Annotated in this window: 20 protein-coding genes, 3 tRNA genes and 1 pseudogene; 9 read left to right on the top strand and 15 right to left on the bottom strand. The window is 71.4% G+C overall.

The genetic code is table 11. The features are described 5' to 3' along the window. Positions 1 to 460: 460 nt before the first annotated feature. Entirely contained in the window at positions 461 to 1,918 is a 1,458-nt protein-coding gene (locus ABZ154_RS31655) for an LAETG motif-containing sortase-dependent surface protein (protein ID WP_356837806.1), read from the bottom strand. An 845-nt stretch (positions 1,919 to 2,763) separates the two neighbouring features. On the opposite strand from ABZ154_RS31655, the gene ABZ154_RS31650 reads away from it, so the two are divergent. From ABZ154_RS31650 to ABZ154_RS31640, 3 genes and pseudogenes are all read left to right on the top strand, one after another. Beyond that, positions 2,764 to 5,619, top strand: a complete 2,856-nt coding sequence (locus ABZ154_RS31650) for a DNRLRE domain-containing protein (protein WP_356837805.1) — start codon at positions 2,764 to 2,766, stop codon at positions 5,617 to 5,619. Between the two features lie 39 nt (positions 5,620 to 5,658). After that, on the top strand, positions 5,659 to 6,192 hold the full coding sequence (locus ABZ154_RS31645) for a hypothetical protein (RefSeq protein ID WP_356837804.1): 534 nt from the start codon (positions 5,659 to 5,661) through the stop codon (positions 6,190 to 6,192). Between the two features lie 92 nt (positions 6,193 to 6,284). Beyond that, positions 6,285 to 6,562: pseudogene (locus tag ABZ154_RS31640) on the top strand (hypothetical protein); the annotation flags it as partial. 157 nt (positions 6,563 to 6,719) lie between these two features. Here ABZ154_RS31640 and ABZ154_RS31635 read toward each other — a convergent pair. Next, positions 6,720 to 6,793 (bottom strand) — tRNA-Lys (locus ABZ154_RS31635). Positions 6,794 to 6,991: 198 nt separating this feature from the next. Here ABZ154_RS31635 and ABZ154_RS31630 point away from each other — a divergent pair. The 3 genes from ABZ154_RS31630 (at position 6,992) to ABZ154_RS31620 (ending at position 11,076) form a co-directional block, all read left to right on the top strand. Beyond that, positions 6,992 to 8,284, top strand: a complete 1,293-nt coding sequence (locus ABZ154_RS31630; RefSeq protein WP_356837803.1) for a peptidoglycan-binding protein — start codon at positions 6,992 to 6,994, stop codon at positions 8,282 to 8,284. A gap of 65 nt (positions 8,285 to 8,349) precedes the next feature. Beyond that, the gene (locus ABZ154_RS31625; protein WP_356837802.1) at positions 8,350 to 10,272 is read left to right on the top strand and encodes an SPFH domain-containing protein; all 1,923 of its coding nucleotides are present in this window, start codon (positions 8,350 to 8,352) and stop codon (positions 10,270 to 10,272) included. A 213-nt stretch (positions 10,273 to 10,485) separates the two neighbouring features. Next, positions 10,486 to 11,076, top strand: a complete 591-nt coding sequence (locus ABZ154_RS31620) for a lytic polysaccharide monooxygenase auxiliary activity family 9 protein (RefSeq protein ID WP_356837801.1) — start codon at positions 10,486 to 10,488, stop codon at positions 11,074 to 11,076. A gap of 162 nt (positions 11,077 to 11,238) precedes the next feature. Here the strand turns inward: ABZ154_RS31620 and ABZ154_RS31615 are convergent. The 7 genes from ABZ154_RS31615 to ABZ154_RS31585 all read right to left on the bottom strand — a co-directional run bounded on the left by ABZ154_RS31615 (position 11,239) and on the right by ABZ154_RS31585 (position 16,664). Beyond that, positions 11,239 to 11,312: transfer RNA gene (locus ABZ154_RS31615), tRNA-Lys, on the bottom strand. A gap of 166 nt (positions 11,313 to 11,478) precedes the next feature. Then, complete coding sequence (locus ABZ154_RS31610) at positions 11,479 to 12,237, bottom strand: IclR family transcriptional regulator C-terminal domain-containing protein (RefSeq protein WP_356837800.1); 759 nt, start codon at positions 12,235 to 12,237, stop codon at positions 11,479 to 11,481. 166 nt (positions 12,238 to 12,403) lie between these two features. Beyond that, positions 12,404 to 13,249 carry an ectoine/hydroxyectoine ABC transporter ATP-binding protein EhuA gene (ehuA, locus tag ABZ154_RS31605; RefSeq protein WP_356837799.1) on the bottom strand — a complete coding sequence of 282 codons (846 nt, stop codon included), beginning with the start codon at positions 13,247 to 13,249 and terminating at the stop codon, positions 12,404 to 12,406. After that, positions 13,239 to 13,883, bottom strand: coding sequence for an ectoine/hydroxyectoine ABC transporter permease subunit EhuD (ehuD, locus tag ABZ154_RS31600; RefSeq protein ID WP_356837798.1), 645 nt, complete (start codon positions 13,881 to 13,883; stop codon positions 13,239 to 13,241). Before ehuD ends, ehuA begins: the two co-directional genes overlap by 11 nt. Further along, entirely contained in the window at positions 13,880 to 14,611 is a 732-nt protein-coding gene (gene ehuC, locus ABZ154_RS31595; protein ID WP_356837796.1) for an ectoine/hydroxyectoine ABC transporter permease subunit EhuC, read from the bottom strand. The genes ehuD and ehuC overlap by 4 nt, the downstream gene beginning before the upstream one ends. An 18-nt stretch (positions 14,612 to 14,629) precedes the next feature. After that, a complete protein-coding gene (ehuB, locus tag ABZ154_RS31590; protein WP_356837795.1) occupies positions 14,630 to 15,532 on the bottom strand; it encodes an ectoine/hydroxyectoine ABC transporter substrate-binding protein EhuB in 903 nt (300 codons plus the stop codon). 148 nt (positions 15,533 to 15,680) lie between these two features. Next, positions 15,681 to 16,664 (bottom strand): D-2-hydroxyacid dehydrogenase, encoded by a 984-nt coding sequence (locus ABZ154_RS31585; protein WP_356837794.1) that lies wholly within the window; start codon positions 16,662 to 16,664, stop codon positions 15,681 to 15,683. Positions 16,665 to 16,876: 212 nt separating this feature from the next. Between ABZ154_RS31585 and ABZ154_RS31580 the strand changes: the two genes are divergently transcribed. Together ABZ154_RS31580 and ABZ154_RS31575 are read left to right on the top strand one after the other, a co-directional pair. Next, positions 16,877 to 17,644, top strand: a complete 768-nt coding sequence (locus ABZ154_RS31580; protein WP_356837793.1) for a decarboxylase — start codon at positions 16,877 to 16,879, stop codon at positions 17,642 to 17,644. Positions 17,645 to 17,757: 113 nt separating this feature from the next. Next, positions 17,758 to 18,891: an LLM class flavin-dependent oxidoreductase gene (locus ABZ154_RS31575; protein ID WP_356837792.1), complete on the top strand. Its 1,134-nt coding sequence runs from the start codon at positions 17,758 to 17,760 to the stop codon at positions 18,889 to 18,891. Here ABZ154_RS31575 and ABZ154_RS31570 read toward each other — a convergent pair. Beyond that, positions 18,888 to 20,780, bottom strand: a complete 1,893-nt coding sequence (locus tag ABZ154_RS31570; RefSeq protein ID WP_356837791.1) for an EAL domain-containing protein — start codon at positions 20,778 to 20,780, stop codon at positions 18,888 to 18,890. The two genes, ABZ154_RS31575 and ABZ154_RS31570, sit on opposite strands and share 4 nt — an antisense overlap. Before the next feature lie 403 nt (positions 20,781 to 21,183). On the opposite strand from ABZ154_RS31570, the gene ABZ154_RS31565 reads away from it, so the two are divergent. Further along, complete coding sequence (locus ABZ154_RS31565) at positions 21,184 to 22,425, top strand: M6 family metalloprotease domain-containing protein (RefSeq protein ID WP_356837790.1); 1,242 nt, start codon at positions 21,184 to 21,186, stop codon at positions 22,423 to 22,425. Positions 22,426 to 22,483: 58 nt separating this feature from the next. Here the strand turns inward: ABZ154_RS31565 and ABZ154_RS31560 are convergent. From ABZ154_RS31560 to ABZ154_RS31540, 5 genes are all read right to left on the bottom strand, one after another. Further along, positions 22,484 to 22,557 (bottom strand) — tRNA-Lys (locus ABZ154_RS31560). Continuing rightward, the gene (locus ABZ154_RS31555) at positions 22,548 to 23,234 is read right to left on the bottom strand and encodes a bifunctional DNA primase/polymerase (RefSeq protein ID WP_356837789.1); all 687 of its coding nucleotides are present in this window, start codon (positions 23,232 to 23,234) and stop codon (positions 22,548 to 22,550) included. The genes ABZ154_RS31560 and ABZ154_RS31555 overlap by 10 nt, the downstream gene beginning before the upstream one ends. Positions 23,235 to 23,392: 158 nt before the next feature. Then, entirely contained in the window at positions 23,393 to 23,734 is a 342-nt protein-coding gene (locus ABZ154_RS31550; protein ID WP_018511200.1) for a hypothetical protein, read from the bottom strand. Positions 23,735 to 23,828: 94 nt separating this feature from the next. Further along, positions 23,829 to 25,163, bottom strand: a complete 1,335-nt coding sequence (locus tag ABZ154_RS31545; protein ID WP_356837788.1) for an AAA domain-containing protein — start codon at positions 25,161 to 25,163, stop codon at positions 23,829 to 23,831. Positions 25,164 to 25,194: 31 nt separating this feature from the next. Beyond that, a complete protein-coding gene (locus ABZ154_RS31540; protein WP_356837787.1) occupies positions 25,195 to 26,811 on the bottom strand; it encodes a hypothetical protein in 1,617 nt (538 codons plus the stop codon). Positions 26,812 to 26,867: the final 56 nt, after the last annotated feature.

Raw genomic sequence — 26,867 nt, 5'->3', positions numbered from 1 at the left:
CTCCTCGGTGGCGCAGGCGTCGGCGAAGACCACGTTGGGATTCTTGCCTCCGAGCTCCAGGGCGACCTTCTTCACGGTCGCCCCTCGAGGGGCGCGCCGACCGGGCCGGCCTCGACCGCGTGCACCGGGCCGCGGGAGTTGCCCGGCGCGGTACGGGAGGACCGTGCGGTACGGGGGTCGATCTCTGCCTCCACTGTAGGGGGACGGGTACCCCGGGGGCGCCGGTTCCGAACAGGATGTCCGGAACCCGGTGCCTCTGCCGGTGGGGAGCGTCGGCTCCGCCGCCGGCCGGGCCGGGCCGCGCTGACGTGCGGCGGCGGGCTTGAGGGGGGACGGGTACGGCGGCGGTCTGCATCTCGGAGATGAGGCTGCTAGGGGTTCGGCGTTCACTTCCGAACCGGACAGCGACGGGCCCGGCGCGCATGCTGCGTGCCGGGCCCGTCCATGAACTGTGTGCTGGTTACTGGACCGCCGTCTTCTTCCTGCGAAGGATGAAGACCGCCGCGCCACCCGCGGCGACGAGGGCCACCGCGATACCGGCGATCAGCGGCGTGGCGCTGGAACTTCCGGTCTCCGCGAGGTCACCGCCACCGCCGGTGGTGCCGCCGGTCGTGTCACCGGTGGTGCCGCCGGTGGTGTCACCGGTGGTGCCGCCGGTCGTGTCACCCGTGGTGCCGCCGGCCGTGTCATTGGACGGGCTGGGGCTCGGAGTGGAAGGCGGGGTCTCCCCGCCACCGCTCGTGCCAGGGGCAGGGGTGCCCTGGGTCTCGCAGTCCAGGACTCCCTGGAAACGCTCCGAGAAGCCGTTGGGACCGACGACGGTGAAGTCGTACGCCTCGTCCTCACCGACCGGCACGGTCACGGTCTTGCTCTCGCCCGCACCGACGGTGTGCTCGGCACCGGCGAGTTCGAAGGTGAAGGGGGTGTCGCCGGCGTTGCTGGCCGTGACGTCGATGCCGCCCGCGGTGCAGTTCTTCTCTGCTGTGACCGAGGGGATGGCACCCTTCGTGGCCCAGTTCGCGGTCGCGTCCGCGGTGATCGTGGATTCGGTGGAGCCGGCCAGGATCTGTGTCTGGCTCTTGCTCGCGCTCGCGAAGGCCCGGCCGACCGGGACCTGTGTGGTCGTCCTGGCCGTGAGCGAGGCCTTGCCGTCGGCGGTGCCCGCGGGCACGTCGAAGTACAGCTCGGTACCGTTGACGGCCGACGTGACGGGCTGGCCGTTCTTGTCGGTCACCTTGACCCCCGCCGCAGCGGCGTCGGCGTCGGCGGCGACGGAGACCTTGTCGGCGTCGGTGTGCACCGTCACCGGGCCGAGCTTGTCGCCCGACTTGCCGGACACCGCGTTCGGGTCCAGCGTCAGGGAGGTCTTCGGCTCCTGGAGGTTCTGAGCCTGCGCCTCGAGCCAGTCCGCGAGCTTCTCGGCCTGCTTGTTCTTCGCCTCGACCTTCGCCCCGTCGGAGAACCGCCAGATGGCGACCTGGGTGCCGGCGGCGGCCGTCTCGGGGGTCAGCTGTCCGGCGCCCGCCTTCTGGGCGAGCGCGTTCAGATCGCCGGCCTGCGGGTAGGAGTTCCGGAGGATCCAGAGGATCTTCCCGGCGTCCTTGTTGCTGCCGAGCGAGGTCTGACCCCAGGGGGTCTCGAGGTACTTCGCCTTGTTCTGGGTCGGGTTGTGGATGTCGATGCAGTACGTCTGCAGTCGGCCACCGCCCTCGACGTTCATCTCGAACAGACCCGCGGAGACGGTCTTGGTCTTGCCGTTGCCGGTATCGATGCGGGCCGAGTCGAACGTCTTCAACCCGTCCAGAGTGGCAACCGCGCCACCCTGGTGGTGGACGTCCTCGCCGTCGGCCGAGGCGCTGCCGGCCCCGGCGAGCGAGCCCAGGACCAGCAGCCCGACCGTGACCGCCGTAGTGGCTATTCGGCGGCCGGCGGTTCCCCGCCCGGCCGCGGAAGTTGAAAAGGTTGTCAACACAGAAGTCCCCTCCGATGCGGCTCATCCTTAAGGCGCGTCAGATGCGCCACACGAGATACGTGGTGGGAGAGTCGCGAACACAGTCTCAAGTGCCCTGTGAGCACGTGGAGATCCTATGAAGCGGGCGAGGCCGGATGCCCCTCCGCGGCAGAATTTAAGCGTTCCGAATCGGAATCGTTACCTCCGCGGACCGGACGCCTCGGCCCGCCGCGGCTCGCCGGGACAGCTTCTGCGTCGGCAGACAGCTTCGCCGCAGCCAAGGCGCCCTCGGCATGTGGGTTTTGGCGGGAATGACGGCCCCCTGGGCTTGTAGGCCTCCGCATCCTCGGTCCCGGCCAAGCCGCGCGAGGGAGCTACGGCGGTAGTCCGGCCTGCCGCCTGTCCTCCTCGCCGAGATTCCTGCGGTCTGAGTCACGTTGCTGGAGGTTTCAGCTCCGCCCCTACGCTCGCATTGCTGCTGAAGTGAAATTGCAGAACGCAGTGAAAGCGGCCGGAGAACGCCCACCGGGACCGTCGAGTCTGCACGATCAGACCGGCATTGTCGCCCTCGTGGTGCAACGTTCCGTTCGTCTGTCAAACCTCACTCGCCCAGCCCCATCCCTCTCATTCGGTGGTCCAGCTCCCGTGGGGGCATGCGCCTGATCATGCAGGCTACCCGTGACGCCTTGACGTGAATCGGTGATGAAGATCACCAGTCCGCTCCAAAAATGGCTCTGGACGCAGTAGTTGATCAAGTGTCACTGTTCGACCGCCCGCCTCGAATGGGCGGGCGATTAATGGGGGGTTCATAAATGCAAAGACGTACACACCTGACGCGGCGGCTGGGGGCATTGGCCGTTCCGCTGTCCATTCTGCTGCTGGCCGAAGTCGGTGTAACGGCCGGTGCCGCCGTGGCAGCCGACGGCACCCAGGACAAAAAGAGGGTTGCCGATTTCGCTCAGGCGCCTGAGCGGCGAGGGGCTGCTGAAGCTCCGGACGAGGGCTCGGCTCGCAGCGCCGCCGCAGCCCAGGAACGTCAGGTCGAGGTTCTCGGCGCGCGCACCGAGAACACCACGCTCTGGGCCAATCCTGACGGAACCATGTCGCAGGAGACCCACGCCGGGCCGGTCAGGTTCCGCGAGGGCGGAAGATGGGTCGCCATCGACGTCGACCTGGAGAAGGCCAGGAACGGTTCGGTGCGGGCCAAGAGCCACCCCCGTGGCCTCGAGCTCGCCGGCGCCACCGGCCCGGCCGGCGGCGACCTGGTCTCGCTCGGCCGCGGTGCGCACGAAGTCAGCCTGGGCTGGCAGGGCGCGCTGCCCGATCCCGTGCTCAAGGGCAACAAGGCGACCTACGTGAACGTCAGGCCCGCCACCGACCTGGTGGTCGAGGCGACGCGGACGGGATTCGAGCAGTATCTGGTGGTCAAGGACCGCTCGGCGGCCGCCGCGGCGGCGCGCATCACCCTTCCGCTCACGGCCAAGGGCCTGAAGGCGACGCAGAACGCGGACAAGTCGGTCACGTTCACCGACGTCAGGACAGCGAAGACCGTGGGCAGGCTCCCTGCCCCGGTGATGTGGGATGCCTCCCGCAACAAGCAGGGCCTAGCGGCGACCAACCGCGCCGCGGTGGATCTGAAGGTCGCAGGGCAGGGCGAGGACCTTGAGCTGCGGCTCACTCCCGACCAGGGGTTCCTGGCGGCCAAGAACACCAAGTTCCCGGTCACCATCGACCCGGCGGTCTTCTTCGGCACCAACTTCGACACCGCCGTACGCGACGGGGTGACCGAGGACCTCTCCGCCTCCATCGACCTTCCCGTCGGCCGTGAGTACGGCAAGCAGGCGGCACGCTCCTTCGTGCACTTCCCGAGGAACTTCGTCGTCTCCGGCAAGGAGATCCTCAACGCGGAACTGAACCTGTACTCGGTCTGGTCCGACTCCTGCGAGCCGAGGTCGTGGGATCTTTGGGACACCGGTCTCACGTCCACCGCCACGCGCTGGAGCAACCAGCCCGCCTGGCGTTCCAAGGTCGCGACCTCCACGAGGACCCTCGGCCACTCCCCGGCCTGCGGTTCCCAGTGGATCCAGACCGACGTCACCGGTCTGGTGAGGGAGTGGGCCAAGGCAGACCGTGCGGAGAACGCCATCGGCATCCGTGCCACCGACGAGTCGGACACGAAGGCGTACAAGATCTTCGCCTCCAGTGACGCACCGAGCAACGGCCCGTCGCTCCTGGTCACGTACGAGGTTCCGGCCGACCCGGTCAAGGACCACGTCACGTACTGGAACGACGTGCTGCAGGCGGCCTACCGTCAGATCGGCGGCGCTCCGGGACCGCTGGCCCGGGCCGGCGCGATGATGCACGGCGCGATCTACGACGCGGCGAACTCCGCCCAGTGCGCCCAGGGCGCCACCAAGTGCCTGGGTGACCCCTACCTGACCAAGGTTGCCTCCTCCGGCGAACTGCCGGACATCAACAGCGCCATCGACCACGCGGCCTTCGACGTGCTTCGGTCGGTGTACCCGCAGCTCAACTTCGACCAGGAGCTGGCGGCCGCCCGTGCCACCATCCCGGCCGGGGTCACCGGTGCCCAGCGCGCCGCGGGTACCTCCGTCGGCCAGCAGGCCGCAACGGCCATGATCGCGGATCGGCAGAACGACGGCGCGACCAGCAACACCGCCTACACGCCCAGCACCGCCCCCGGACAGTGGCGACCCACAGGAAGCGGCAACGCCGCCACCCCGGGCTGGGGTCTGCTCAAGCCCTTCGGGATGACGTCCAGCACACAGTTCCGCCCGAAGAGCCTGGCCACGCTCGCCGGCAGCTCCGAGGTGCTGAAGAGCGCGGAGTACGCCAAGCAGGTCAACCAGGTGAAGTCCCTCGGCAGGTCCGACTCGACGCAGCGCACAGCCGACCAGACCCAGGCGGCCCTTTTCTGGGCCAACGACCTGGACGGCACCTACAAGCCTCCGGGCCAGCTCTTCGAGTTCACCCAGATCGTCTCGCGGGACCGCGGCCTTTCCGTCACCGCCAACGCCAAGCTGTTCGCGTTGACCGCCTTCGCCATGGCGGATGCCGGCATCGTCGCCTGGGACGCCAAGTACCGTACCGACCTCGACCTGTGGCGCCCGGAGTCCGCGATCCGGCTCGACGGCGACAGCAACGCGGCCACCACCGCCGACCCCAACTGGCAGCCGCTGTCGCAGGACCGCAACGGCCAGCACTTCTCCCCGCCCTTCCCCGCCTACGTCTCGGGGCACGCCACCTTCGGCGGCGCGTGGGCCAAGGCGATGGAGCGCTGGTTCACCACCGACGACGTCACCTTCACCGCGACCACCGAGGACCCGAACGCCGTCGGCGTGACGCGTACCTTCAGCAGCTTCTCCGCCGCAGCGGACGAGAACGCCATCGGCCGGGTGTGGCTGGGCGTTCACTACGACTGGGACGGCACCGAGGGCGTCTCCTCCGGCGGCAACGCCGCTGCCTACATCGCGGCCAACGAGATGAAGAACAACACCGCCGCCACCTGGGTCGCCTACGAAACCCTGAAGAACCTCGGCGGCTGTGACGCACTGGGCAAGAAGCTGGTCGCCGAACACCGCTGGTCCACCTACCAGTGCGTGCGGGTCACCACCACGAACACCGACCACGTGCTGTCCGTCAAGTAGCCATCCCACTTCCAGGAAGAGACAGAAGCAATGCGTCTGTTGAACAAGACATCCGGTACGTGGTCACGGGCCGCGATCGCACTGGCTGCCGCCGTGGTGGTCGGAGCGGTGGCCGCACCCCTCTCCATGGCCGACCCCAAGCCGGAAGGCTCACAGGCAGCGCCTGCCGGCGATCCTGATCTGCTGCTTGCGACCCCTGAGGTGACGCGGGTCTCGGACGGCTCCTACTCGGGCTTCCAGTTCTGCGGTATCCCTGACAACCCGCCTCAGGTCTCCACGGACCGTCCGAGCCTCGCGGCGACTCTGGAATCGGTGGCACCCCCCGGGTCCGTCGAACCGCCCGAAGGCGAAAACCAGCCTGGCCGCAAGGTCGTCTTCGAGGTGACCGAGGCGGGCGGAGAGCCTGTGCTGACAAAGCAAGCCACCACCGAGGCCAGTCACACGGCCATCTACCAGTTCTCCGAAGGCAAGCTCACGGACGGCGACTACCGCTGGAGGGTACGGGTCCAGGACGGCCCCGCCACCTCGCAGTGGACCGCATGGTGCGACTTCTCCGTCCGCCTGTCCAGCTAAGCCCCCAGGCAAGCACTCCGGCCTTTGCGGAGCTTCCTTTCCAGTGATCGTCGGGATACCACGCCCCAGGGGTGCGGTGAAGGCCGAAAGAGATCTGGACAGGAAACCGCGGGGTCGCAAGCCCCTGGTCCGTGAACGGGAGCAATACTCCCGCCCATGGGCCAGGGGCTGAACAGTTGAAAAGCAGGCCGAGCCACCTGCATCAATGTGCGGTCAGGCGATCGGTGGCACAAGGGTGCCACCGCCGAACGGTGCGGGATGTGCCGGCCGCCGGTCCCGGGCCGTCGTCCACCCGCGCGTACGAAGGCTGGTCTGTCCGGTTCCGGGCTGCTCCCGGCAGACCTTCCGTGAGCGGCGCCGCTCGCCTGGCGGCGTCGATGTCATGGGTTCGCCCCCGCATACACGCCGGTGCGTGACGCTCCGCACTCCTCATGTGCTGTGCGCTGAGGGCGCGTGGGTGTCGGGGGTCACGGAGCGAGGAATGATCAAGGCCCCCTCACGCTCGGTGAGGGGGCCTTGATCATGCGTGCGCCGTCAGGGACTCGAACCCCGGACCCGCTGATTAAGAGTCAGCTGCTCTAACCAACTGAGCTAACGGCGCCTGCTGACCTGGAGAACTCTACCCGACTCCGGCGAGTGCTCCGGACCATTTAACCGCCGCCACACCCTGTCGGATGGTCGTTTTTTCTCATTGATCCGTCAAAATGCCTTATGTCGGGAGAGTTGCGACACTGACGCCCGTCGCGCTGCGCCCAAAGATCTTGACGAGTGACGAGTGACGAGTGCGGAGGGGAATCGCATGACTGTGCCGGTCTTCGAGGAGTACGAGCCCGCCATCGACTGCACCTGTGCGGGGTGCGCCCTGCAGCGGCGGGCCGCCGCGCGCGCGGTCCCGGTGCGGTACGGCGGCCACCCCGCCGCCCACGGCGCCCGCCGCGCCCTGGTCCTGGCCACCGCCGCCGGGGTGGTCCTCTCCTGCGGGGCCTCCGGGGCGGCGGCCGCCGCCGGCCACAACGCCGGAGCCCCCCGGGCGGACGAGGACCCCGAGCCCGTGCCGGACACCCCGCAGGGAGAGAAGGGCCCGCTGAAGGGGGCCGGCGCCTCCGGGCCACCGTCGGACAGCGCGGTCCTGCGCAAGACCACCCGGGCCGAGATCATCAACCGGGCCAAGCAGTGGGTCGCCGCGAAGGTCCCGTACAGCATGGAGAAGCACTGGTCGGACGGGTACCGCCAGGACTGCTCCGGCTATGTGTCGATGGCCTGGAACCTCGGCACCAACGAATGGACCGGCAGCCTTGCCGGCTACGGGACCCGGATCGCCCGCGCCGACCTCCAGCCCGGCGACATGCTCCTCTTCCACAACCCCGCCGACCCCTCCAAGGGCTCCCACGTCACCATCTTCGGCGGCTGGACCGACTACACGCACACCCACTACATCGCCTACGAGCAGGCGCGCCCGCAGACGCGGAAGCAGTCGACGCCCATGGCGTACTGGAGCAACTCCGACCGGTACGTCGCCTACCGCTACAAGGGTGTCAGCGGCGGCTCACCCGGCTCGGGCTCCGCCACGGCCTTCCCCGGTGCCGGCCAGTTCGGCCCCGGTGCGGACAACGCCCACGTCACCCGGCTCGGCGAGATGCTGGTCGCGCGCGGCGGCAAGCGGTTCTACACGGTCGGGCCCGGGCCCGTGTGGGGCGAGGCCGACCGGCGGGCCACGCAGGCGTTCCAGCAGGCCCAGGGGTGGAAGGGGGCGGAGGCGGACGGCCTCCCCGGCCCGGACACCTGGCGCCTGCTGACCTCGGGCGCCGGCCGCGACATCCCGCCGGCCGTCACGGGCGGCAGCCCGAACACCTCGGTGGTCTTCCCCGGGCGCGGCCATTTCCAGCCGGGTCAGTCCAACAGCCATGTCGATCGGCTCGGCAGACAGTTGGTGAAGAAGGGATACGGCAAGCACTACGTGTCGGGCCCCGACCCGCGCTGGACCGAGGCGGACCGCCGCAACGTCGAGGCGTTCCAGCGGGCCCAGGGCTGGCGCGGCGGCGCGGCCGACGGATACCCGGGGCCGGAGACCTGGCGCCGGCTCTTCGCCTGACGGACTTCGCGGACCTGACGATGACGGACGACGGACGACGGACGAAGGAAAGGAACCGGGAACCGGTGACCCCAGACCAGAACCCCCACCCCCTGACTGACCACGACGGCCGCACCTCCGGCGGCGAGACCCCGATGCCGCTGGTGGACGACGTGGCCCTGCACCAGCCGGCCCTCCCCACCCCACCGCCCCTGTTCCGCCCGAAGAAGGAGGCCCCGCCGGTGGAGGACTCGCGGCCGGGGGAGGGCTCCCTGTCGGTGGGGGACCTGCCGCCGGTGGAGGGCTTCCTGCCGGTGGAGGACTCCCGGCGGGGGGAGGGCTTCCTGCCGGTGGAGGACTCGCGGCCGGTGGAGGGCTCCCCGCCAATGAAAGACCTGCCACCGGGGGAGGTGCCCCTTCCGGGGGAGGACCTGGACCCGCTACCGGGGGAGGCCGGCCCGGAGGTTCCCGAGGACTCCCAGGACCTGGACGACCCGGGCCCCGCCCCCGCCGCGAAGCCTCTGCTCAAGCCGATCCGCCTGGTCCACCCGGGCCGCAGCCTCCACCTGGACCAGTTCCAGCTCGACCTGCCGCACCTCCAGCCCGTCCGGCGTTCGAGGACGGAACCCTCGGCGGAGTGGACCCCGCTCCCCGCTTACGGCGAAGAGGCAGGGCCCGGCCCGAACCCGGCCCCCGACGCGCAGACGGACAAGGACAAGGAGACGGGCCCCGGTCTCGGCGCCAAAGGCGCCCAAGGCGCCGGGGGCGGCAACGGCCCCGCCCCCGAGCTGGACCTCGTCCTCGACCTGGCCCCCGGCGCCCGCGCCACCTCCGCCACCGTCTCCGTACCCGCTCCGCACCCCCCGCCCCATCCCCGCCGCCACTCCGTCATCGCCGGCGAGTCCACCGCCTCCATCCCCGTCCACCTCCTCTTCCGCGACGACCCGGAGCAGCCCGCACCCGCCGCCCTCCCCACGACGGTGGCCCGCCCCACCACCGGCCCGGGCAAGGGCTCGGGCCCCGCAACCCCCGCCGACCGCGCCCCTCGTCCCCGCTCGCCCCGCCCTCGGGTGGATGCCCCCACCCGCCCGGCCCCGCTCGCCGACCCCCGACTCGTCGAGCGCCCCGGACCCGCCCTCCCCGGGTACGCCGCCCTGCTCACCGGAGCCGCCGGACTTCTCGGCGTGCTGGCTCTCCTGTGGTGGCGGGGCGCCCTGCCCGCCGCCGCGCAGAGCACCGTGGGCCTCGCCCCCCGCCCGTACGAGGGCATCGGCGCAGGCGTCTGGGCCGGTCTCGCCCTCCTGGGCACCGTGATCGTCCTCGCCTTCGGCGGGCTGGGCCGTGGCCGCGTCGGGTACGCCTGGGTGCTCACGCTCTTCGGCGACTACCGGGGGAGCGTCCGCCGCACCGGCCTGGTCTGGGTCTCGCCCCTGCTGCTGCGCCGCCGCGTCGACGTGCGCCTGCGGCACTGGCGCAGCGAACCGCTCCCCGCCGTCGACGCGAACGGCACCGCGCTGCGCGTGGTCGTCCTGGTCGTCTGGCGGATCCAGGACACCGTCCGCGCCGCCCTCGGGATCGAGGACCACGAGGCGTACCTGAGCGCGCAGGTCGAGTCGGCCATGGCCCGGGTCCTCTCGCAGCTGCCCGCCGACGCGTTCCACGAGGACGCCCCGACGCTCCGCGACGCGGAGGCCGTCGGCGACGCCCTGACCCGGATGCTGAAGGCGGACTGTGAGCCGGTCGGTGTGGAGGTGTACTCGGCGCAGCCGACCGGGATCGAGTACGCCCCCGAGGTCGCGGCGGCGATGCAGCGGCGGCGGATCGCCGCCATCGACGCCAAACACCGTGACAGCGTGCTGACTTCCGTGGTGGACGCGGTCGACGACACCGTCCACCGGCTCACCACGCGCGGCATCGTCGACCTCGACGACTACGAACGTAAAGCGCTGGTCAAGGACTTGACGGTCGCCTTCTACACCGGCCGCAGCAGCGGAGGCGACGGCGCCTGAACGGATGATCAGTGCACGAAGGGGCCCGGAGGCGCCACTCCGGGCCCTTCTCGTCGCTCCGGAATCCGATGCCGATTGGTCTGGACATGTTCATGTGGCGTCAATAATCTAGGACTTGGTCTAGACCGCAGTACCCACCCACCACGCACCAAGCGCGCAGCATGTCGAGCAATGCTCATGGAACCTCCCCCACGTTCTAGAGGAGCGACAGCAATGCGGAAAAAGGCAAGCGCCGCCGTGATCGGCCTGGCGATAGCGGGCGTCTCTGTGCTCGCGACCACCAGTGCCAGCAGCCACGGCTACACGGACTCCCCCATCAGCCGTCAGAAACTCTGTGCCAACGGCACGGTCACCGGCTGCGGCAACATCCAGTGGGAGCCGCAGAGCGTCGAGGGCCCCAAGGGCTTCCCGGCCTCGGGCCCCACCGACGGCAAGATCTGCTCCGGCGGCAACGGGCAGTTCGCCCAGCTCGACGACCCGCGCGGCGGCAACTGGCCCGCCACGCAGGTCACCGGCGGCCAGGGCTACAGCTTCCGCTGGCAGTTCACCGCCCGCCACTCCACCAGCGACTTCCGCTACTACATCACCAAGAACGGCTGGGACTCCACCAAGCCGCTCACCCGGGCCGCGCTCGAGTCGCAGCCCTTCATGACCGTGCCGTACGGGAACCAGCAGCCGCCGGCCACGCTGACCCACCAGGGCACGATCCCCACCCAGAAGAGCGGCAAGCACGTCATCCTCGCCGTCTGGAACGTCGCGGACACCACCAACGCGTTCTACGCGTGCTCGGACATCAAGTTCTGATGTCCCGCGGGTAGCCCGTAGGGCGCCTGCGGATCTTCCGCTGTGGCTCGACACGGCGGCCCTGAGCCGGGGCCGCCGTTGCGGTGGGCGGCTGCTGAACCGGGCCGGGAACAGCACTGTGGGCGGTCTCCGCGAGGGAGACCGCCCACAGGCATGGTGTCGTGCGCCGTCAGGGACTCGAACCCCGGACCCGCTGATTAAGAGTCAGCTGCTCTAACCAACTGAGCTAACGGCGCCTGCTGACTCGAAAATAATACCTGGTCCCCAGGGGTGCTGATGACACCCGCCCGTCGAGGCCCCTGGCCGAGGCTGTCCCAGCCGCACATCGGGGACCGGTCGGCGGCGGCGACGCGCAGCAGCTCGGGCAGATCGCGGGCTGCCACCGCGCTCCGGGTCCCGCCCCTACAGGGCCAGCGAGAGCAGCACCGGAGCCGCGCGCCGGTTCAGCGTGTCCGCCGCCTCGCGGAGCCGGTGGGCGTCCTCGATCGGCAGTGACAGGGCGAGGCATCCGGCGGTGGCCCCGGCCGTCAGCGGCACCGCCGCGCAGACGGTGCCCACCGCGTACTCCTGGAGGTCCAGCACCGGGACCGTGGCGGGCTGGGCGTCGAGCTTGGAGAGGAGGACCTTCTCGCTGGTGATCGTCCGCGAGGTGAGCCGGGCGATCTTGTGCCGGGAGAGGTGATCGCGCCGCCCCTCGTGGTCGAGCTGGCCCAGGAGGCACTTGCCGACCGCGCTGGCGTGCGCGGAGGAGCGGAAGTCCACCCACTCGTTGACCGCCGGGGTGAGCGGCCCGTCGGCGACCTGGGTGACGCTGATCTCGCCGTCCACGTACCGGCTGAGGTAGACGGCGGCGCCGACCGAGTCGCGCAGCTGGTCCAGTGCCTGCTGGAGCCGGCCCTCCAGAGCCTGGCGGCGGGCCGCCCCGGAGCCGAGGAGCAGGAGGGAGGCCCCTATGACGTACACCCCGTCGCTGACCTGCTCGACGTACCCCTCGCGGCGCAGTGTCAGGAGCAGGGAGGCGAGGTGGCCGGCCGGCAGGCCCGTCTCACGCGAGATCAGCGCGTCGGTCACGCCGTCGCCGTGCTGGGAGACCGATTCGAGCACGCGCAGGGCGTACTGCACCGAGTGGAACGGTGCGGTCGGCTCCGGCTTCAACGCCACGGTGTCCCCCTACAAGGTTGTGACCGCAAGCTTCGGCCCCACGATAGCCGCCGGATCCCGCTTTCGGGACGGCAGTTGACAAGCAGGTGGGGCGCCCCGGCCCTGTCAGCTGGGGCGCACCCGTCCGGCATATGCCACCGTCATGGGCGGTGACGCAACGCCGAGGTCACAGGACCGCGTTGAGGAACTCGCGCGTACGTTCGTGCGACGGATCGGTAAAGATTTTCTCCGGGGTTCCGGACTCCACGACCCGGCCCGCGTCGAACATCAGCACCTTCTCCGAGACGTCCCGGGCGAAGTTCATCTCGTGGGTCACGCAGAGCATGGTGATGTCGGTGTTCCGGGCGATGTCGCCGAGCAGCTCCAGCACCCCCGCCACCAGCTCCGGGTCGAGGGCCGATGTCACCTCGTCCAGCAGCAGGATCTCCGGCTCCATCGCCAGCGCCCGGGCGATGGCCACGCGCTGCTGCTGGCCGCCGGAGAGCTGGGAGGGGTGCGCGTCGACCTTGCCGGCGAGCCCCACCAGGTCCAGCAGCTCCCTGGCCCGGGTCTCCGCCTCCTCGCGGTCCTTGCCCAGGACGCTGATCGGGGCCTCGGTGATGTTCTGGAGCACCCGCATGTTGGGGAAGAGGTTGAACTGCTGGAAGACCATGCCGATCTTCTTCCGGGACTCCCGCAGCTGCTTCTCGCCCGCGGGCTTCAGCGTCCCGCCCGGGGTGCGGACGTGGGACAGCGGGGAGCCGTTGACCCAGATCACGCCGTCGCTGACCTTCTCCAGCGTCATGAGCAGCCGCAGGATCGTGGTCTTGCCCGAACCGCTGGGCCCGATCAGGGTGACGTGCTCACCGCGGTCCACGGTGAAGTCCAGCTCGTCCAGGACCACGTGGTCGCCGTAGCGCTTGACGACCTTGTCGAAGCGGACCAGCGGCTCGCCCGTGCTCCCGGCCGCCGGTACGGCGTCCTCGGCGGCCGGGGCCTCCGTCTTCTGCAGGGGGAGGGGTTCAGTGGCCAAGGCGCTTCTCCAGCTTTCTCATCAACAGCGACGTGGGGTAGCTCGCGACCAGGAAGATCAGGCCGGCGAGAGTGAACACCTCGGTGTACGCGAACTGCTCGGCCCCGTACTTCCGGGCCTCGAAGACCATCTCCTGCACCGTGATCACGGCCAGGAACGGGGTCTCCTTGAACATCGAGACGGCGTAGTTCCCGAGGGCGGGCAGCACGTTGCGTACCGCCTGCGGCAGGATCACGGCCTGCCAGGTGCGCCGGGGCGGCAGCGACAGCGCGCGGCAGGCCTCCCACTGGCCCTTGGGTACGCCGTCGATCCCGGCCCGGTAGACCTCGGAGGTGTACGCCGCGTAGTGGATGCCCAGCACGGTGATGCCGATGTACAACGGCTCGACCGTGTTGAACAGGGCTGCCGCGCCGACCAGCTGGACCAGGAGCGGGGTGGAGCGGACGAACTCCGTGACGACCCGCACCGGGACCGTCACGAATCTACTGGGCGCGCGTCCGGCCACCGCGACGGCCAGCCCCAGCACGGCCGCCACCAGGGTGCCGAGCACGGTGGCCAGCAGGGTGACCTTGAACCCCTCCAGCAGGAGGGGCAGGGACTCGCCGACGGCGTCCCAGTCGAAGCCGTCGGTCATCGGGTACCTCCCACGGCGGCGGTGGACGCGCTGCGGCTCCTGAACAGGCTCGTCGCGCCGGTGGCCAGGCCGAGCCGCCGCTTGGCGCTCCGCTCCAGCAGGTTCATCAGCATCGTCAGCGCGTAGGCCAGGACGAAGTAGGCGGCCAGCAGGGTCAGATAGGCGGTGAGGGTCTCACCCGTGCGGTCGCGCAGGGTCTGGATCACCGTCATCAGATCGGCGGCCGAGATCAGCCACAGCAGCGGGGTGCACTTCAGAAGCTGGATCAGCAGATTGGTGAAAGAGGGGATCATCTGCACCCACGCCTGCGGCAGGACCACCTTCCACAGCCGCCTGGACGGGGACAGGTTGAGCGCGACCGCCGCCTCGTACTGCGCGCGCGGTACGGAGTTGACGGCGCCCCGCACCACCTCGGCGCCGTACGCACCGTAGTTGAGGCCGAAGGCGACCACCCCGCAGACCACCGGGGTCAGTTCGTAGCCGGTCAGCAGCGGCATCGCGTAGTAGAGCCAGAACAGCTGGATGTAGAGGGAGGTGCCCCGGAAGAACTCCACGACCACCCGGGAGAACCCGCGGGCCAGGAGCAGTCGGCTGCCCGCCATCAGACCGAGCGCGAAGGCCAGCAGTCCGGCCAGCAGCGCACCCAGGACCGTGGCCTGAAGCGTCACCCACAGGCCCGACCGGACCTGTGGGAACTCCTCGGCGAGGAGGGAGAAGAAGTCACTCATGCGTGCGCGTCCGCCCCGTCAGCCCTTGCACAGATCCGCGGTCCTCAGATCGACGGGCGGGATCTCCGACTCCCCGAACCCGTACTCCTTCAGCAGCCCCACATAGCGGGAGCGGTCCGACACGATCTTCTTCAGCTCGCGGTTGAAGGAGTCCCGCAGGTCCTCGTTGCCCTTGCGGAACACGGCGCCGCCCGGGGAGAACTGGGCGTTGCCGTCGATCTCCGGCACGAACGCCTCGGTGACCTCGGTGTCCGGGTTGGTCTTCGCCAGCCAGCGCAGCGAGATGCCGGTGAGCAGGAACGCGTCGACCCGGCCGCCCTTGACGGCGTCGGCCCCGTCCTGCGGCTTCTGCAGCGTCTTGATCCTGCCCTCGGGGATGCCGGCGCCCTTGGCGTAACTACCCTCCACCGCGCCCGACATGACGCCGATGGTGATTCCGGCCTCCTTGGCCGAGGCCAGGTCGGTGACCTTCTTCGGATTGCCCTTCTTCACCATGAGCGCGGTCGGTGAGATGAACTCCGGCTCGGAGAAGATCGCGTTGCCGCAGCGCTCGGGGGTGATGGCCATGCCCGCGCTGACCACGTCGTACTTCCCGGCCTGGAGCCCCGGGATCAGCCCGTCCCACTCGGAGAGCGTCGGCTTCAGCTCCTCCACGCCCAGCGCCTTGAAGATTTCCCGGTGCAGGGTCGGGGCCTCGCCCTTGAGCTCCTTGCCCTCCAGGTACCCGTACGGCGCCTCATTGGCGTACGCGACCCGTACGAAGCCCTGCTTGCGGAGCTTGTCCAGGGCGCCCTCGCCGGTGGCGGAGCCCGCGTCGGTCTTGCTGCAGGCGGTCAGGAGCCCGGGAACGACCAGAAGGCCACCCACGGCCGCCGATCGATTGAGGAAGCCCCGGCGGGAAAGGTTAGGGAAGTCAGCCATGGTTCGCGGTCTCCTGGAGGTCGAACAGTCCGGACAGGGTGAGCGCCTGCCCGATCCCGTACGTCTATGCAGGGAGCCGGGGCATGTAACCGAACGGTGGCCGGAGGGTGACCTTCCCGTGGCCTGACACGGGCGGAGGGTGACGAGGTCACTCCGGGGAGGTGCCTTCCTCCTTCGCGGAGGTGTCGGTGGACGGGACGTAACCGCGGTGCTTGTCCACCACATTGGGCAAGGGGCCACCACCCGCCCATAGTTCGTACATCGCCACGAACTGCTCGCCCAGCCGGTCGCGCCACCCGACCGTGTCCCCGCTCAGATGCGGTGAGATCAACAGGCCGGGAACGTCCCACAACGGGCTGTCCGGGCCCAGTGGTTCATCGTCGAACACGTCGAGCGCCGCCCCCGCCAGCCAGCGGCGGTTCAGCGCCGAGACCAGGTCCGCCTCCACCACGCTCGCCCCGCGCCCCACGTTGATGAACCGGGCCGAGGGTTGGAGCAGCCCGAAGAAGCGGGTGTCGAACATGCCGTACGTGGACGGGGTCAGCGGCACCGCGGAGATCACCCAGTCCGCGCGGGCCGCCAGCGGGCCCAGGTCCTCGATGCCGTGGATCGTGCGCCGGGCGCTCCGGCCCACCAGCGCCACCTGGACGCCCAGGCCGTGCAGCAGCCGGGTGATCTCCCGCCCGACGGGACCCGCGCCGACGACCACCGCCCGCGAACCGGCGACCTGCTGCCCCTCCCGGTGGTGCCAGCGCCGTTCCCGCTGGAGGGCGAGGGTGGTGGGCAGATCCTTGGCGAAGGCCAGCACCAGCCCGGCCACGTACTCGGCGACCGGCCGCTCGAAGACGCCCCGCGCGTTGGTGAGGACGGTGTCGGACGCGGCCAGCTCCGGGCAGAGCAGCCGGTCCACGCCCGCGCTCGCCGCGTGCACCCAGCGCGGCCGCGGCCCCCCGCCGGGCCAGGCCTCACGCACCGCGTCGGAGGTGACGTCCCACACCAGCAGCACATCGGCGTCCGGCAGCCGGGCGGCGAGCCCCGCCGCTCGGGTGCGCACGACGCGGGCCCGGCCGGTCAGCCGGCCGAGGCGGGGGGACGGATCGGCATCGAGGACGAGAACGACGGGTTCCGGCATCGGTGGCTCATCACTCCGCAACGTCGCAGGTCGCCATGGGCGCAGGCATGATCACGGGCTCCGCGGGGACCACGCTCGCAGCAGCTTCCACCCGCGTCAACACGGCCCGCGGCGCGCCCCGCCCACCCGCCGCCGTCGCCCTACCGGGGGAATACTTGACAGGGGCAGGGGCACCAGTGGCTTTCCGCGCCCGACGCGAAGGAAGGGTGAACATGACCACGACCGTAGGACTTCTCTACCCGGGCCACGCCGCCGAGGACGACTTCCCGCGGATCGAGATCACGCTGGACACGGACATCAGGCTGCCGCTGTTCTCCACCGAGGCGGCCGAGGACTCCTACCGGCGGGGTCCCCTGCTGGAATCCGGTGCGCCGGACCGGCTCGCCGAGGGCGTCGAGGAGCTGCGGCTCGCGGGCGCGGAGGCACTCGTCTGGGCGAGCCCCGGCGGCAGTTTCGCGTACGGCTGGGAGGGCGCCCACAACCAGATCGCCACGCTGGCCCGGAGCGCGGGCCTGCCCGCCTCCAGCACCGCCTTCGGCTTCGTCCACGCGGTACGGGAGCTGGGCGCCGGCCGGGTCGCGGTCGCCGCCGCCTGGCCCGAGGACATCACCGCGCTCTTCGCCGAGTTCCTGGTGGCCGGCGGTGCGGAGGCGGTGGCTTCCCGGAGCGCCGGTGTCGCCACGGCCGCCGAGGTCGCGGAGTGGGAGCCGGGCCAGGTCCAGGAGCTCGCCCTCGCCGCGGACCACCCGGACGCCGAGGTGCTGCTGCTCCCGGACGCGGCCCTGCACACGGCCGCGCTCATCCCCGAACTGGAGGAGGCGCTCGGCAAGCCGGTCCTCACGGCGAACCAGGTGAGCGTCTGGGAGGGCCTGCGGCTGACCGACCGCCGGATCTGGGCCCCGACGCTCGGCACCCTCTTCGCCACCCGCCCGCCGGCGCCGGGTGCGGTGGAGCCGAAGGGCATCGAGGTGCGGGAGTAGCGCGCCCGCCCCCTGAAGGCCCTCCGAGGAACAGGTCCTGGAATAAGCGGAGCCTCCCTCCCGTTGTACGCCTTCGATACGTACGACGAGCACCACCGGGAGAGGGCCGACACGTGGACGAGATCCGAGGCGACGAGACGGGCGGCGACGGAGTGCGAGGCGGCGACGGAACCCGGGGTACGGCCGGCGGCACGGCCCCCGTACCGCTCTCCGTACTCGACCTGGTGACCGTGGGCCAGGGACGCACCGCGACCCAGGCCCTGCGCACCGGCGTCGAGATCGCGAAGCTCGCCGAGAGCCGCGGCTTCCACCGCTACTGGGTCGCCGAGCACCACTCCATGCCCGGGGTCGCCTCGTCCTCCCCGGCCGTGATCCTCGCGCACATCGCCGCCCACACCGAGCGCATCCGGCTCGGCTCCGGCGGCGTCATGCTGCCCAACCACGCCCCGCTGGTGATCGCCGAGCAGTTCGGCACCCTGGAGGCGATGGCCCCCGGCCGTGTCGACCTCGGCCTCGGCCGGGCCCCCGGCACCGACGGCGCGACGGCGGCCGCCCTGCGCCGCAGCGACCGGCTCAACGAGGGTGCGGACGATTTCCCGCAGCAGCTGAGCGAGCTGATCCGGTTCCTGGACGACGACTTCCCCGACGGGCACCCGTACGCCCGGATCCACGCCGTACCGGGCCCGGTCCAGGCGACCGCCCCCGGCGGGGTGCAGTCTGCGCACCGGCCGCCCGTCTGGCTGCTGGGCTCCTCGGGCTTCAGCGCCCGGCTGGCGGGCACACTCGGGCTGCCGTTCGCCTTCGCCCACCACTTCTCGGCGCAGAACACGATCCCGGCGCTCGACCTCTACCGGGAGTCCTTCCGGCCCTCCGCCGTGCTGGACGCCCCGTACGCCCTGATCGGCGTCTCCGCGCTGGCCGCCGGCGACGAGCGCGAGGCCCGCCGCCAGGTGCTGACCGGCGCCCTGTCCATGGTCCGGCTGCGCACCGGGCGCCCGGGGCTGATCCCGAGCCCGGAGGAGGCGGCCGCGTACGACTTCTCCCCGATGGAGCGGGAGTTCGTCGACGGCTGGCTCTCCAACGTCATTCACGGCACCCCCGACGAGGTCCGCACCGGCCTGGACGACCTGGCCAAGCGCACCGGGGCCGACGAGCTGATGATCACCGCCAACGCGCACGGCGGCGACGCCCGGCTGCGCAGCTACGAGCTGATCGCCGACGCGTACGGGCTGCCGAACGACGGCTAACCCGGGGTCGGCCGGGCCGTGATCAGCGCCGCGATCAGCTCCGGCGCCACGGCCCGGGAGTACAGCCACCCCTGGCCGGTGTCGCAGCCGATCCGGCGCAGCCGCTCCGCCTGCCCGGCCGTCTCCACGCACTCCGCGGTCACGGTCAGGCCCAGGCGGTGGGCCAGCTGCACCATCGCCTCCACGATCGTCTCGTCGGCGGGGCTGGGGTGCGTACCGTCCTCGTACCGGAACCCCTTCACGAACGCCCCGTCCAGCTTCAGTACGGAGACGGGCAGCCGGCTCAGGTAGGCGAGGTTGGAATACCCCGTCCCGAAGTCGTCGATGGCGATCCGTACGCCCATGTCGCTCAGTGCCTGGAGGGCGCGCAGCGGGCGGCCCCCCGAGCCCATCACCGCCGACTCGGTCAGCTCCAGCTGGAGCAGCCCGGGGGCCAGGCCCGTCTCGCTGAGGATCTGCGCCACGTCCGCCACCAGGTCGGAGTCCCAGACCTGGCGTACGGCGACATTGACGCTGATGAAGAGCGCCGGCTCGTCCGGGTGGTCCAGTTGCCAGCGCCGCGCCTGGCGGCAGGCGGTGCGCAGCACCCACTGGCCGAGTTGCACGATCGAGCCGTCCTCCTCGGCGATCCCGACGAACCGATTCGGCGAGAGCACGCCGAACTGCGGGTGGTTCCAGCGCACCAGCGCCTCCACCCCGCGCACGACGCCGTCCGCCATGCCGACCAGCGGCTGGTACTCCAGGGTGAACTCGCCGCGCTCCACAGCGGGCCGGAGTGTCGAGGAGAGGGCCTGGCGGGTCATGCGGTGCGCGTTGCGTTCCGGGTCGAAGAGGGTCCAGCGGGCCCGGCCGTCGGCCTTCGCCCAGTACAGCGTGGTGTCGGCGGCCTGCATCAGACCGGTGGGCGAGGTGCCCGCCACCGGACGCTCCACCACCCCGATCGAAGCGGAGACCGACAGTCGCTGCCCGGCCAGGTCGAAGGGGTGCTGGAGGGCGGTCAGGACCGAGCGGGCCAGCTCGGTGAGGGCCTCCGTACCGCCGGAGTCCTCCACCAGGATCGCGAACTCGTCGCCGCCCAGGCGCGCCACCAGCCGGCTGCCGCCCGGGTTGCGGCTCGCGTCGTTCTCGGCGCAGTCGGTGAGCCGGGACGCGACGGCGGCCAGCAGCCGGTCGCCGATCCGGTGGCCCAGGGTGTCGTTGACCGCTTTGAAGCCGTCCAGGTCCAGATAGCAGAGCCCGATCCGGCCATGCCGGGGGAGCATCGAGTCGTCCTGGTACGGCGGGATCTCCAGGGCCACCGAGAGCCGCTCGAAGAACAGGGTCCGGTTGGGCAGCCGGGTCACCGGGTCGTGCATCTGGAGGTGACGCAGCCGGTCCTGGAGCTCGCGCCGGTCGCTGATGTCCGCCACCGTCAGCAGGACCCGTGCGGGCTCCGCGGCTGAGGTCCCCGTCATCGGTACGACGGTGACCTCGGCCCACAGGGTGCGCCCGTCGGGGTGTTTGAGGCGGCGGGTGCAGCGGAACCGGGAGCGGCGACCCTGGAGCACCTCGCGGTAGGCGTGCCAGGTGCGGTCGTCGGAGGCCAGGTCGACCAGCTCGCACGCCTGCCGGTCGGCCAGGGCCCGGGGCGTCGTGCCCAGGAGTCCGCCGAGGGCGCGGTTGGCCCGCACGACGTGTCCCCGGCCGTCCACGACGGCCATGGGCAGGGTGGCGGCGTTGAAGGCGGCGCGGTGGTCGCGCAGCTCGGTGGCGGCGGCGCCCGCCGCGCTCCGGAGCGCGGCGGCGACCCGCGCTGCCGCGCGTGACGTATGACGCTGGGTGACCGGCGTGTCCACGGCGTCCGGGGATGTGCCTGCCGGGGCCCGGGGCCCTTCGGAGGTTCCGCTCACCGCTCGCTCCCGCTGTGAAGGTTGTCGTGAACAGGTGGGGTCGGACAGAGCACCGGGTGGTGAACCCGTGAAAGGGCCCGATCCACGCGGGAAAGCGTGGTGAAGCATAGAGGGTGGCGCGTGGGGCGTTCCAGCTCGCATCCGGCCATGGCTCGACCGAACGGCCGGTCTGCGCCGTTCCAGTTTGCCCGCTCCTGATGGTTTCTGCGCGGTTCTGTTGCATCGGCCCGTCGATCCAGCCGACGGTGACGCTCAGTAAAGGTATGGGGTGTGGTGTCGTCGGCGCATCCGCGCTGCGGCCCGTGTGGCGCGTGTGACCCGTGTGGGGCAGCACAACAGGGCGCATCGCCAGAGAACGGCACAGGGTGGACGAGACGTACCGCGTTCCCACCCGGAGGTCGATGTGCAGCGTGAGCCCGGACCCGGGGGAGCGGAGCGACTGAGGCTGCGCAGTCTGGCGGCCGCCCTGACCTCCCTTCTGGCGCTCGCCGCCACCTCGCTCGCGGCCGGTCCCGCCGCGGCCGCCGTGCGCGACGCGACCCCGTGCGCGCTCCCCAGGACCTCCGTGCACCACTCGCTGGGTCTGGACAGCTGGAACGGGGCCTACCCGCAGCCGGACCGGCGCCTCGACGCGGTGATGATCTTCCTGTCGTTCCCGGACTCGAAGCCCGTGCTCACCCCCGAACTGCTGACCGCCGACCACTTCCCCTCGACCACCCGCTTCTTCGAGCGCGCCAGCTACGGCAGGTTCACCCTCCGCCCGCATCCGCAGCAGACCTGGACGCGGATGCCGCGCGCCTCCACCTGGTACGGCATAGAGCGCGACTGGGACGCCAGGAAGCGCACCGCCTACCTGCGCGACGCGATCGCCGCCGCCGACGGGGACGTCGACTTCTCGGCGTACGACATCGTCTATCTGGTCGCCGACCCGGACGCCCCGGGCGTGGACTCCGACGCCACGAAGGTCGTCAACTTCGACCGGCCGCTGCGCGCCGACTCCACCGACATCCGGCGCGTCGTCACCGTCTTCGAGCAGCATCCGCCCGACCGCAACGTCCTCGCCCACGAGACCGGGCACGTCTTCGACCTGGCCGATCTCTACCACCGGCCCACCGACGGCAAGGGCGACTGGGACACCTACGTCGGCGACTGGGACGTCATGGGCAGCCAGTTCGGCCTGGCGCCCGACCTCTTCGGCTGGCACAAGTGGAAGCTCGGCTGGCTGGGCGGCCCCCAGGTCGTCTGCGTCCATGGCTCGGCAGACCTCACCCTGGAGCCGATCGCCGCCGCCCCCGTGCCCGGCGGATCGATCGGGAACCGGCTCGCTGTCGTCCGGACCGGGGAGGACAGCGTCCTGGCCATCGAGGCCCGCGGCGCCACCGGCAACGACCGGGGGACCTGCACCGAGGGCATTCTGCTCTACCGGGTCCGCGGCGGCACGGCCTCCGGCGGCGGCCCGGTCGAGGTGATCGACACGCACCCGGAGACCGGTTCCTGCTGGGACCGATCGGTCTACCCGCCGCTCGCCGACGCCCCGCTCACGGAGGGCGAGACCTACACCGTGCCGGGCGAGCGCACCCGCGTGGAGGTCGCCGACCGTACGCCGTCCGGCTCCTGGACGGTCAGGATCACCACCGGAGTCTGACGGGCGCCGGGAGAACACGAAGAAGCCCCCCGCTTACGCGAGGGGCTTCTTCCGTCGGTGCGCCGTCAGGGACTCGAACCCCGGACCCGCTGATTAAGAGTCAGCTGCTCTAACCAACTGAGCTAACGGCGCCTGCGGACGTCGTAGACATTAGCACCCTGATCCGCCAGAGGAAAAATCGAATGCCCGGACCCCTGGGACACCGCCGACCGGCGCACCCGGACGCAGGCCCAGAGCAGCACATCGGGCCCGGGCAGCCAGGGAGCGCGGGTGTCGGGCGCCACCAGCCAGCGCGGCCCCGAACCACCGGACGGGCAGGTCAGGGGCGGTACGGTGACGGCGTCGCCGGTGCCGTGACAGAGCAGCGGGGGCACCTCGCCGCGCTGCGTGCGGGACGTCTCCCCGCCGCCGGACCCCCACTCCTCCCAAGCCAGCAGCGAGGGCAGCCGCTGGGCCGTCCCGGGGGCCGCGAAGAGCAGCATCCGGCCCCGGTGCACGGCGACGGGACCGGAGCCGGGGCCCTCGGCCCAGAGTCGCTCCAGCATCCGCCGGCCGAACAGCGCGGGCACGTTGACGACGTCGAACTGGGAGCCGCAGGGCAGCACCCCGGGGGAGGACGGGCGCTCTTCCCACTGCGCGAGCGTGGAACGCGGGTAGGCCGAGGCCCCCGCCAGCCAGGCGGCACCGGCGGCGGTCACCTGGGCGGCCTGCGCCCCGGTCTGGTCCCGCAGCAGGGCGAAGATGTCGACGGCGTGGGGCGCGGCTCCGCCGGCCTGCAGGGTCGTTTCGTCTTTCAGCCAAGCGCTCATGGCAAAAAGGTCTACCGGGAGTGACGGGACTGATTCCGAGAGTTGCCGGAAACCAGGACAGGACGGGAGGGGAGGGAGTATCTTGCCCGCCCGGAATATGCCACGGGACCTGACCTCCGGCCTGAGAGCCCCTCCCCGGAACCCTGTGCGACCGGGACTCAGGCGTTGGACGCGTCCAGCAGGGACCGTCCGAACTCGATCATCTTCTTCGCGTAGTCCTCGGTCCACTCCGCGCGCTCCGCGACGTCCGCCGCCGTCAGCCGGTCGAACCGGCGTGGATCGGCGAGCTGCGCCGCCGCCATCGCCTGGAACTCCACCGACCGGTCCGTCGCCGCGCGGAAGGCCTGCGTCAGCTCGGTCGCGCGGGCCAGCAGCTCGCGGGGGTCGTCCATCGACTCCAGGTCGAAGAAGTGCTCCGGGTCGGCCACCGCCTCCGACGGCTCGAAGAGCAGCGGCGCGGGGCGCAGCCGCTGCCGTTCGTTCCGCTCGGACTGTGTCATGTGCTGTTCCTTCCTCTGGCGGCCCCGGACGGCCACCCTCCATTGTCCAACCCCGCGCAAGAGGGCCACAGGCCTTACGGGGCCGGGGGCTTCGCTACGGCTTCCACCGCACCCGGTGCTCGGCGAGGTGGGCCAGCACCGCGTGGTTCGCCTCCCAGCCGTCGGGGAACTTCACCGTGACGCCGAGCTGGACCGGCTCCGTGGACGGGTGCTCGTCCAGCAGGTCCGCCACCCCTTCCCGGCACACCACGACGCAGGCGTGCCGGTGGCGCGAGGCCAGCACGCACAGGCGGCCCGTCTCCAGGTGGAAGGCGGTCGCGTCGGGGCGGCCCGACAGCGGGTGCAGGACCACCGTGACGTCGAACTCGCGGCCCTGGAGGCGGTTCGCCGTGTCCACCGCCACCCCTGTGACGCCCAGCTCGGTGAGGGCCGCCCGCACCGCCGCCGCCTGGTCGCGGTGGGCCGTGCCGACCGCCACCCGGTCCGCCGTCACCGGCACCGGGTCCTCCGCCCGCTCGCTGGTGGCGACGCCGCCCCGGTCCAGCAGCCGGCGGACCACCAGCGCCACCGCCCGTACCGCCTCGGGGTCCGTACGCGGGGTGTGCCGGGCCGGCAGCTCCAGCAGCCCCCATCCGGCCTCCGCCGCCTCGTCCAGCACCCGGTCCGGGCCCGAGCCGTCCGACGCCACCCCGAAGGAGAGCTTCCGGTCCCCGTGGCCCGTACCGCTGCGGAACGGTGTGTACGGGTAGAACGCGTCGGACACCAGCGGCGCCGCCGACGCCGGGAGCCGCCAGGAGACCGGCAGCCGGTGCTGCGGCAGCTCCGGGTTGTGCGCGAGGAGCGTGGAGACCGCACTCGCGGACGGGTCGTAGCTCAGCCCCGCCCACTGGTCCGCGCCCACGATCGAGAACGGGTCCAGCTGCCCCGGATCCCCGACGAACAGCGCCCGCTCGAACAGCCCGGCCACGGCCAGCAGCGCGTCCGAGCGCATCTGGTACGCCTCGTCGACGATCGCGTGCCCCCAGGGCTCCACGTTCTTCACGTGCGCCCACTTGGCGGCCGTCGAGATCACCACGTCGAGCCCGGCCAGATCGCCCGCCTTCGCCGACTTCCTCACGTTGCCGAGGCCGTCCAGCACCTTGTCGTACGGGTCGGAGTCGCTGCTGTGCAGCCGCCCCACCGGCAGCTCCGGGTCCTTCTCCGCGAGCCGCACCACCAGGTCGTCGACCTGGGCGTTGGTCTGCGCGATCACCATCAGCGGATGCCCGGCGGCGGCCAGCTCCAGGGCCGCCCGGACCACCAGGGTCGACTTCCCGGCGCCGGGCGGGGAGTCCACGACGATGCCGCGGGCGCTGCCGCGCAGGGTGTCGTCGAGGATCGCCCCGGTCGCCCGTGCCGCCTCCGCACCGGGGTCGAAGACGGTCCTCACAGCGGTCCCTCCGTGGTGACGGGGGTCGAGGTCACAGCAGGTCCTCCGAGGTCACGGGGTCGGGGTGCTCGGCGCGGGTGGCGGCGTCCGCGCCCGGCGGGCCGCCGTGCGTCCACGGGGTCTCCTCCGGGTCGGGCAGCTTCGGCCCGCCGCGCTGGTCGTGTTCGAACAACGTCCAGGCGATCCGCTCACCCGGCTCCGGCAGCGAACCGGGCGCGGGCTCCCTGCCCCGCCCCATCCGGTCCATGATCCGCACAACGAGCCGGACCTCGCCCTCCTGGTCCGGCTCCTGCGCGTACCGCACGAACTCCGCCGTCTGCGGCTTGCCGTCCAGCGAGCGGTACACCTTGGTCCGCTCGCCCAGGTGCGGCCGCTCGTCCGTGCGGAGGGTGACCAGCGGGCGCGGGGACGGCCGCCTGGACTCGGTGTACGCCATCTCGACTTCGGTCACGTCCGCCAGGAACGCCTCGCCCGCCAGCCGCCGCCCGGCCAGCACCAGCGGATCGTCCAGCGCTTCCTGCGCCTCCAGCTGGGCCTGCGCGGTCTCCCGGGAGGCCAGCTTCTGCGCGGCGGTCACCGCGTCGTCGCGGCGCGGCTGCGGCGGCTCGCCGGAGCTCACCCGGTCCCGGTGGGCGGTGAACGACCAGCGGTCCCGGGTCCAGCGGTCCTCGGCCCGCGCCCCCTCGGGCAGCTCGCGCAGCAGGTCGAGCCCCTGCCACACCTTGTCCCAGGTCGGCAGCATCACGTTCGCGAGAAGGGAGCGGATCTCGCGCTCGGCGTTGCTCAGCTCGCCGAGGCGCCCGTCCGCCGTGAGCCCGTCCTCGGCCGCGGCGAACGCCGTACGGGCCCGGTCGTACTTCTCGATCGCCGGGGCGAGGAGCCGGTTGTCGAAGGCCGGGTCGGTGGCGGGGCCGGCGGGCGGGCACAGGAGCTGCCCGTCCTGGTCGCGCCCCAGCTCGGCGGCCAGGGCGGCTTCCGCGCCGCTCGCGTCCCCGGGCGGGTCGATCCAGGCGAGCAGCGCCCCCAGGTGCTGGTCCTCCAGGCTGCTCTGGCCGGTCGCCCAGTGCCGGTTCAGCAGATCCGTGGCGGCGAGCAGCAGTGAGGAGCCGGGCACCCGGGCCCTCTCCCCGTAGTGCGTGAGCCAGCGGCCGAGCAGGGGGACGCGCGCCGGGGCCGGGTACGGCGTCTGTGGGTCGTCCTCGGCTGTCCGGCGAAAGCGCATGGAGCGGCCCAGCAGCCGGACGAACTCGATGCCGGACCGGCTCGGCAGGATCAGCTGGGGCGCGTCCGTGCACAGCTCGACCTCGACCTTGGTCTTCTTGCCGGTCGCGGGATCGGTCTCGTTGCGCTCGGCGGGCTCGACCACGTCCGCGTACGCCTCGATGTGCGGAAGCACCGCCTCCGCCAGCTCGGCCAGGAACGCGAACCGCAGGTCCCGGTCGCGCGGCTGGGGGACGGCCAGCAGCCGGGGCGCCTCGCGGTCCGTGCCGACCAGGGCGCCGAGCGGGGCCCCGGCCTCCCCGGCGGTGGTCAGCGGCACGATCACCAGGGGCCGGTCGGTGAGGTGGCGGTGGCGGACGGTGGCCAGCGGCTGGGCGCGGCCCGAGTCGACCGCCTCCAGCCGGGCGAGCGTGGTGATCAGCGACATGCGGCGACACCCTCCGGCACCTCGGCGCGCCGGGCCGCCGCACTCTCCAGCGCGTC

Source organism: Streptomyces sp. NPDC006261, assembly GCF_040613515.1.
Taxonomy (GTDB): domain Bacteria; phylum Actinomycetota; class Actinomycetes; order Streptomycetales; family Streptomycetaceae; genus Streptomyces.
This window is presented reverse-complemented; position numbering and strand designations above follow the sequence as displayed.

Excerpts from the sequence above, each read along its gene's own strand:
- ABZ154_RS31620 (WP_356837801.1), top strand. The coding sequence starts at position 10,486 with ATGCGGAAAAAGGCAAGCGCCGCCGTGATCGGCCTGGCGATAGCGGGC.
- ehuB (WP_356837795.1), bottom strand. The coding sequence starts at position 15,532 with ATGGCTGACTTCCCTAACCTTTCCCGCCGGGGCTTCCTCAATCGATCG.
- ABZ154_RS31585 (WP_356837794.1), bottom strand. The coding sequence starts at position 16,664 with ATGCCGGAACCCGTCGTTCTCGTCCTCGATGCCGATCCGTCCCCCCGC.
- ehuD (WP_356837798.1), bottom strand. The coding sequence starts at position 13,883 with ATGACCGACGGCTTCGACTGGGACGCCGTCGGCGAGTCCCTGCCCCTC.
- ABZ154_RS31650 (WP_356837805.1), top strand. The coding sequence starts at position 2,764 with ATGCAAAGACGTACACACCTGACGCGGCGGCTGGGGGCATTGGCCGTT.
- ABZ154_RS31550 (WP_018511200.1), bottom strand. The coding sequence starts at position 23,734 with ATGACACAGTCCGAGCGGAACGAACGGCAGCGGCTGCGCCCCGCGCCG.
- ehuC (WP_356837796.1), bottom strand. The coding sequence starts at position 14,611 with ATGAGTGACTTCTTCTCCCTCCTCGCCGAGGAGTTCCCACAGGTCCGG.
- ABZ154_RS31630 (WP_356837803.1), top strand. The coding sequence starts at position 6,992 with ATGACTGTGCCGGTCTTCGAGGAGTACGAGCCCGCCATCGACTGCACC.
- ABZ154_RS31555 (WP_356837789.1), bottom strand. The coding sequence starts at position 23,234 with ATGAGCGCTTGGCTGAAAGACGAAACGACCCTGCAGGCCGGCGGAGCC.
- ABZ154_RS31580 (WP_356837793.1), top strand. The coding sequence starts at position 16,877 with ATGACCACGACCGTAGGACTTCTCTACCCGGGCCACGCCGCCGAGGAC.
- ABZ154_RS31540 (WP_356837787.1), bottom strand. The coding sequence starts at position 26,811 with ATGTCGCTGATCACCACGCTCGCCCGGCTGGAGGCGGTCGACTCGGGC.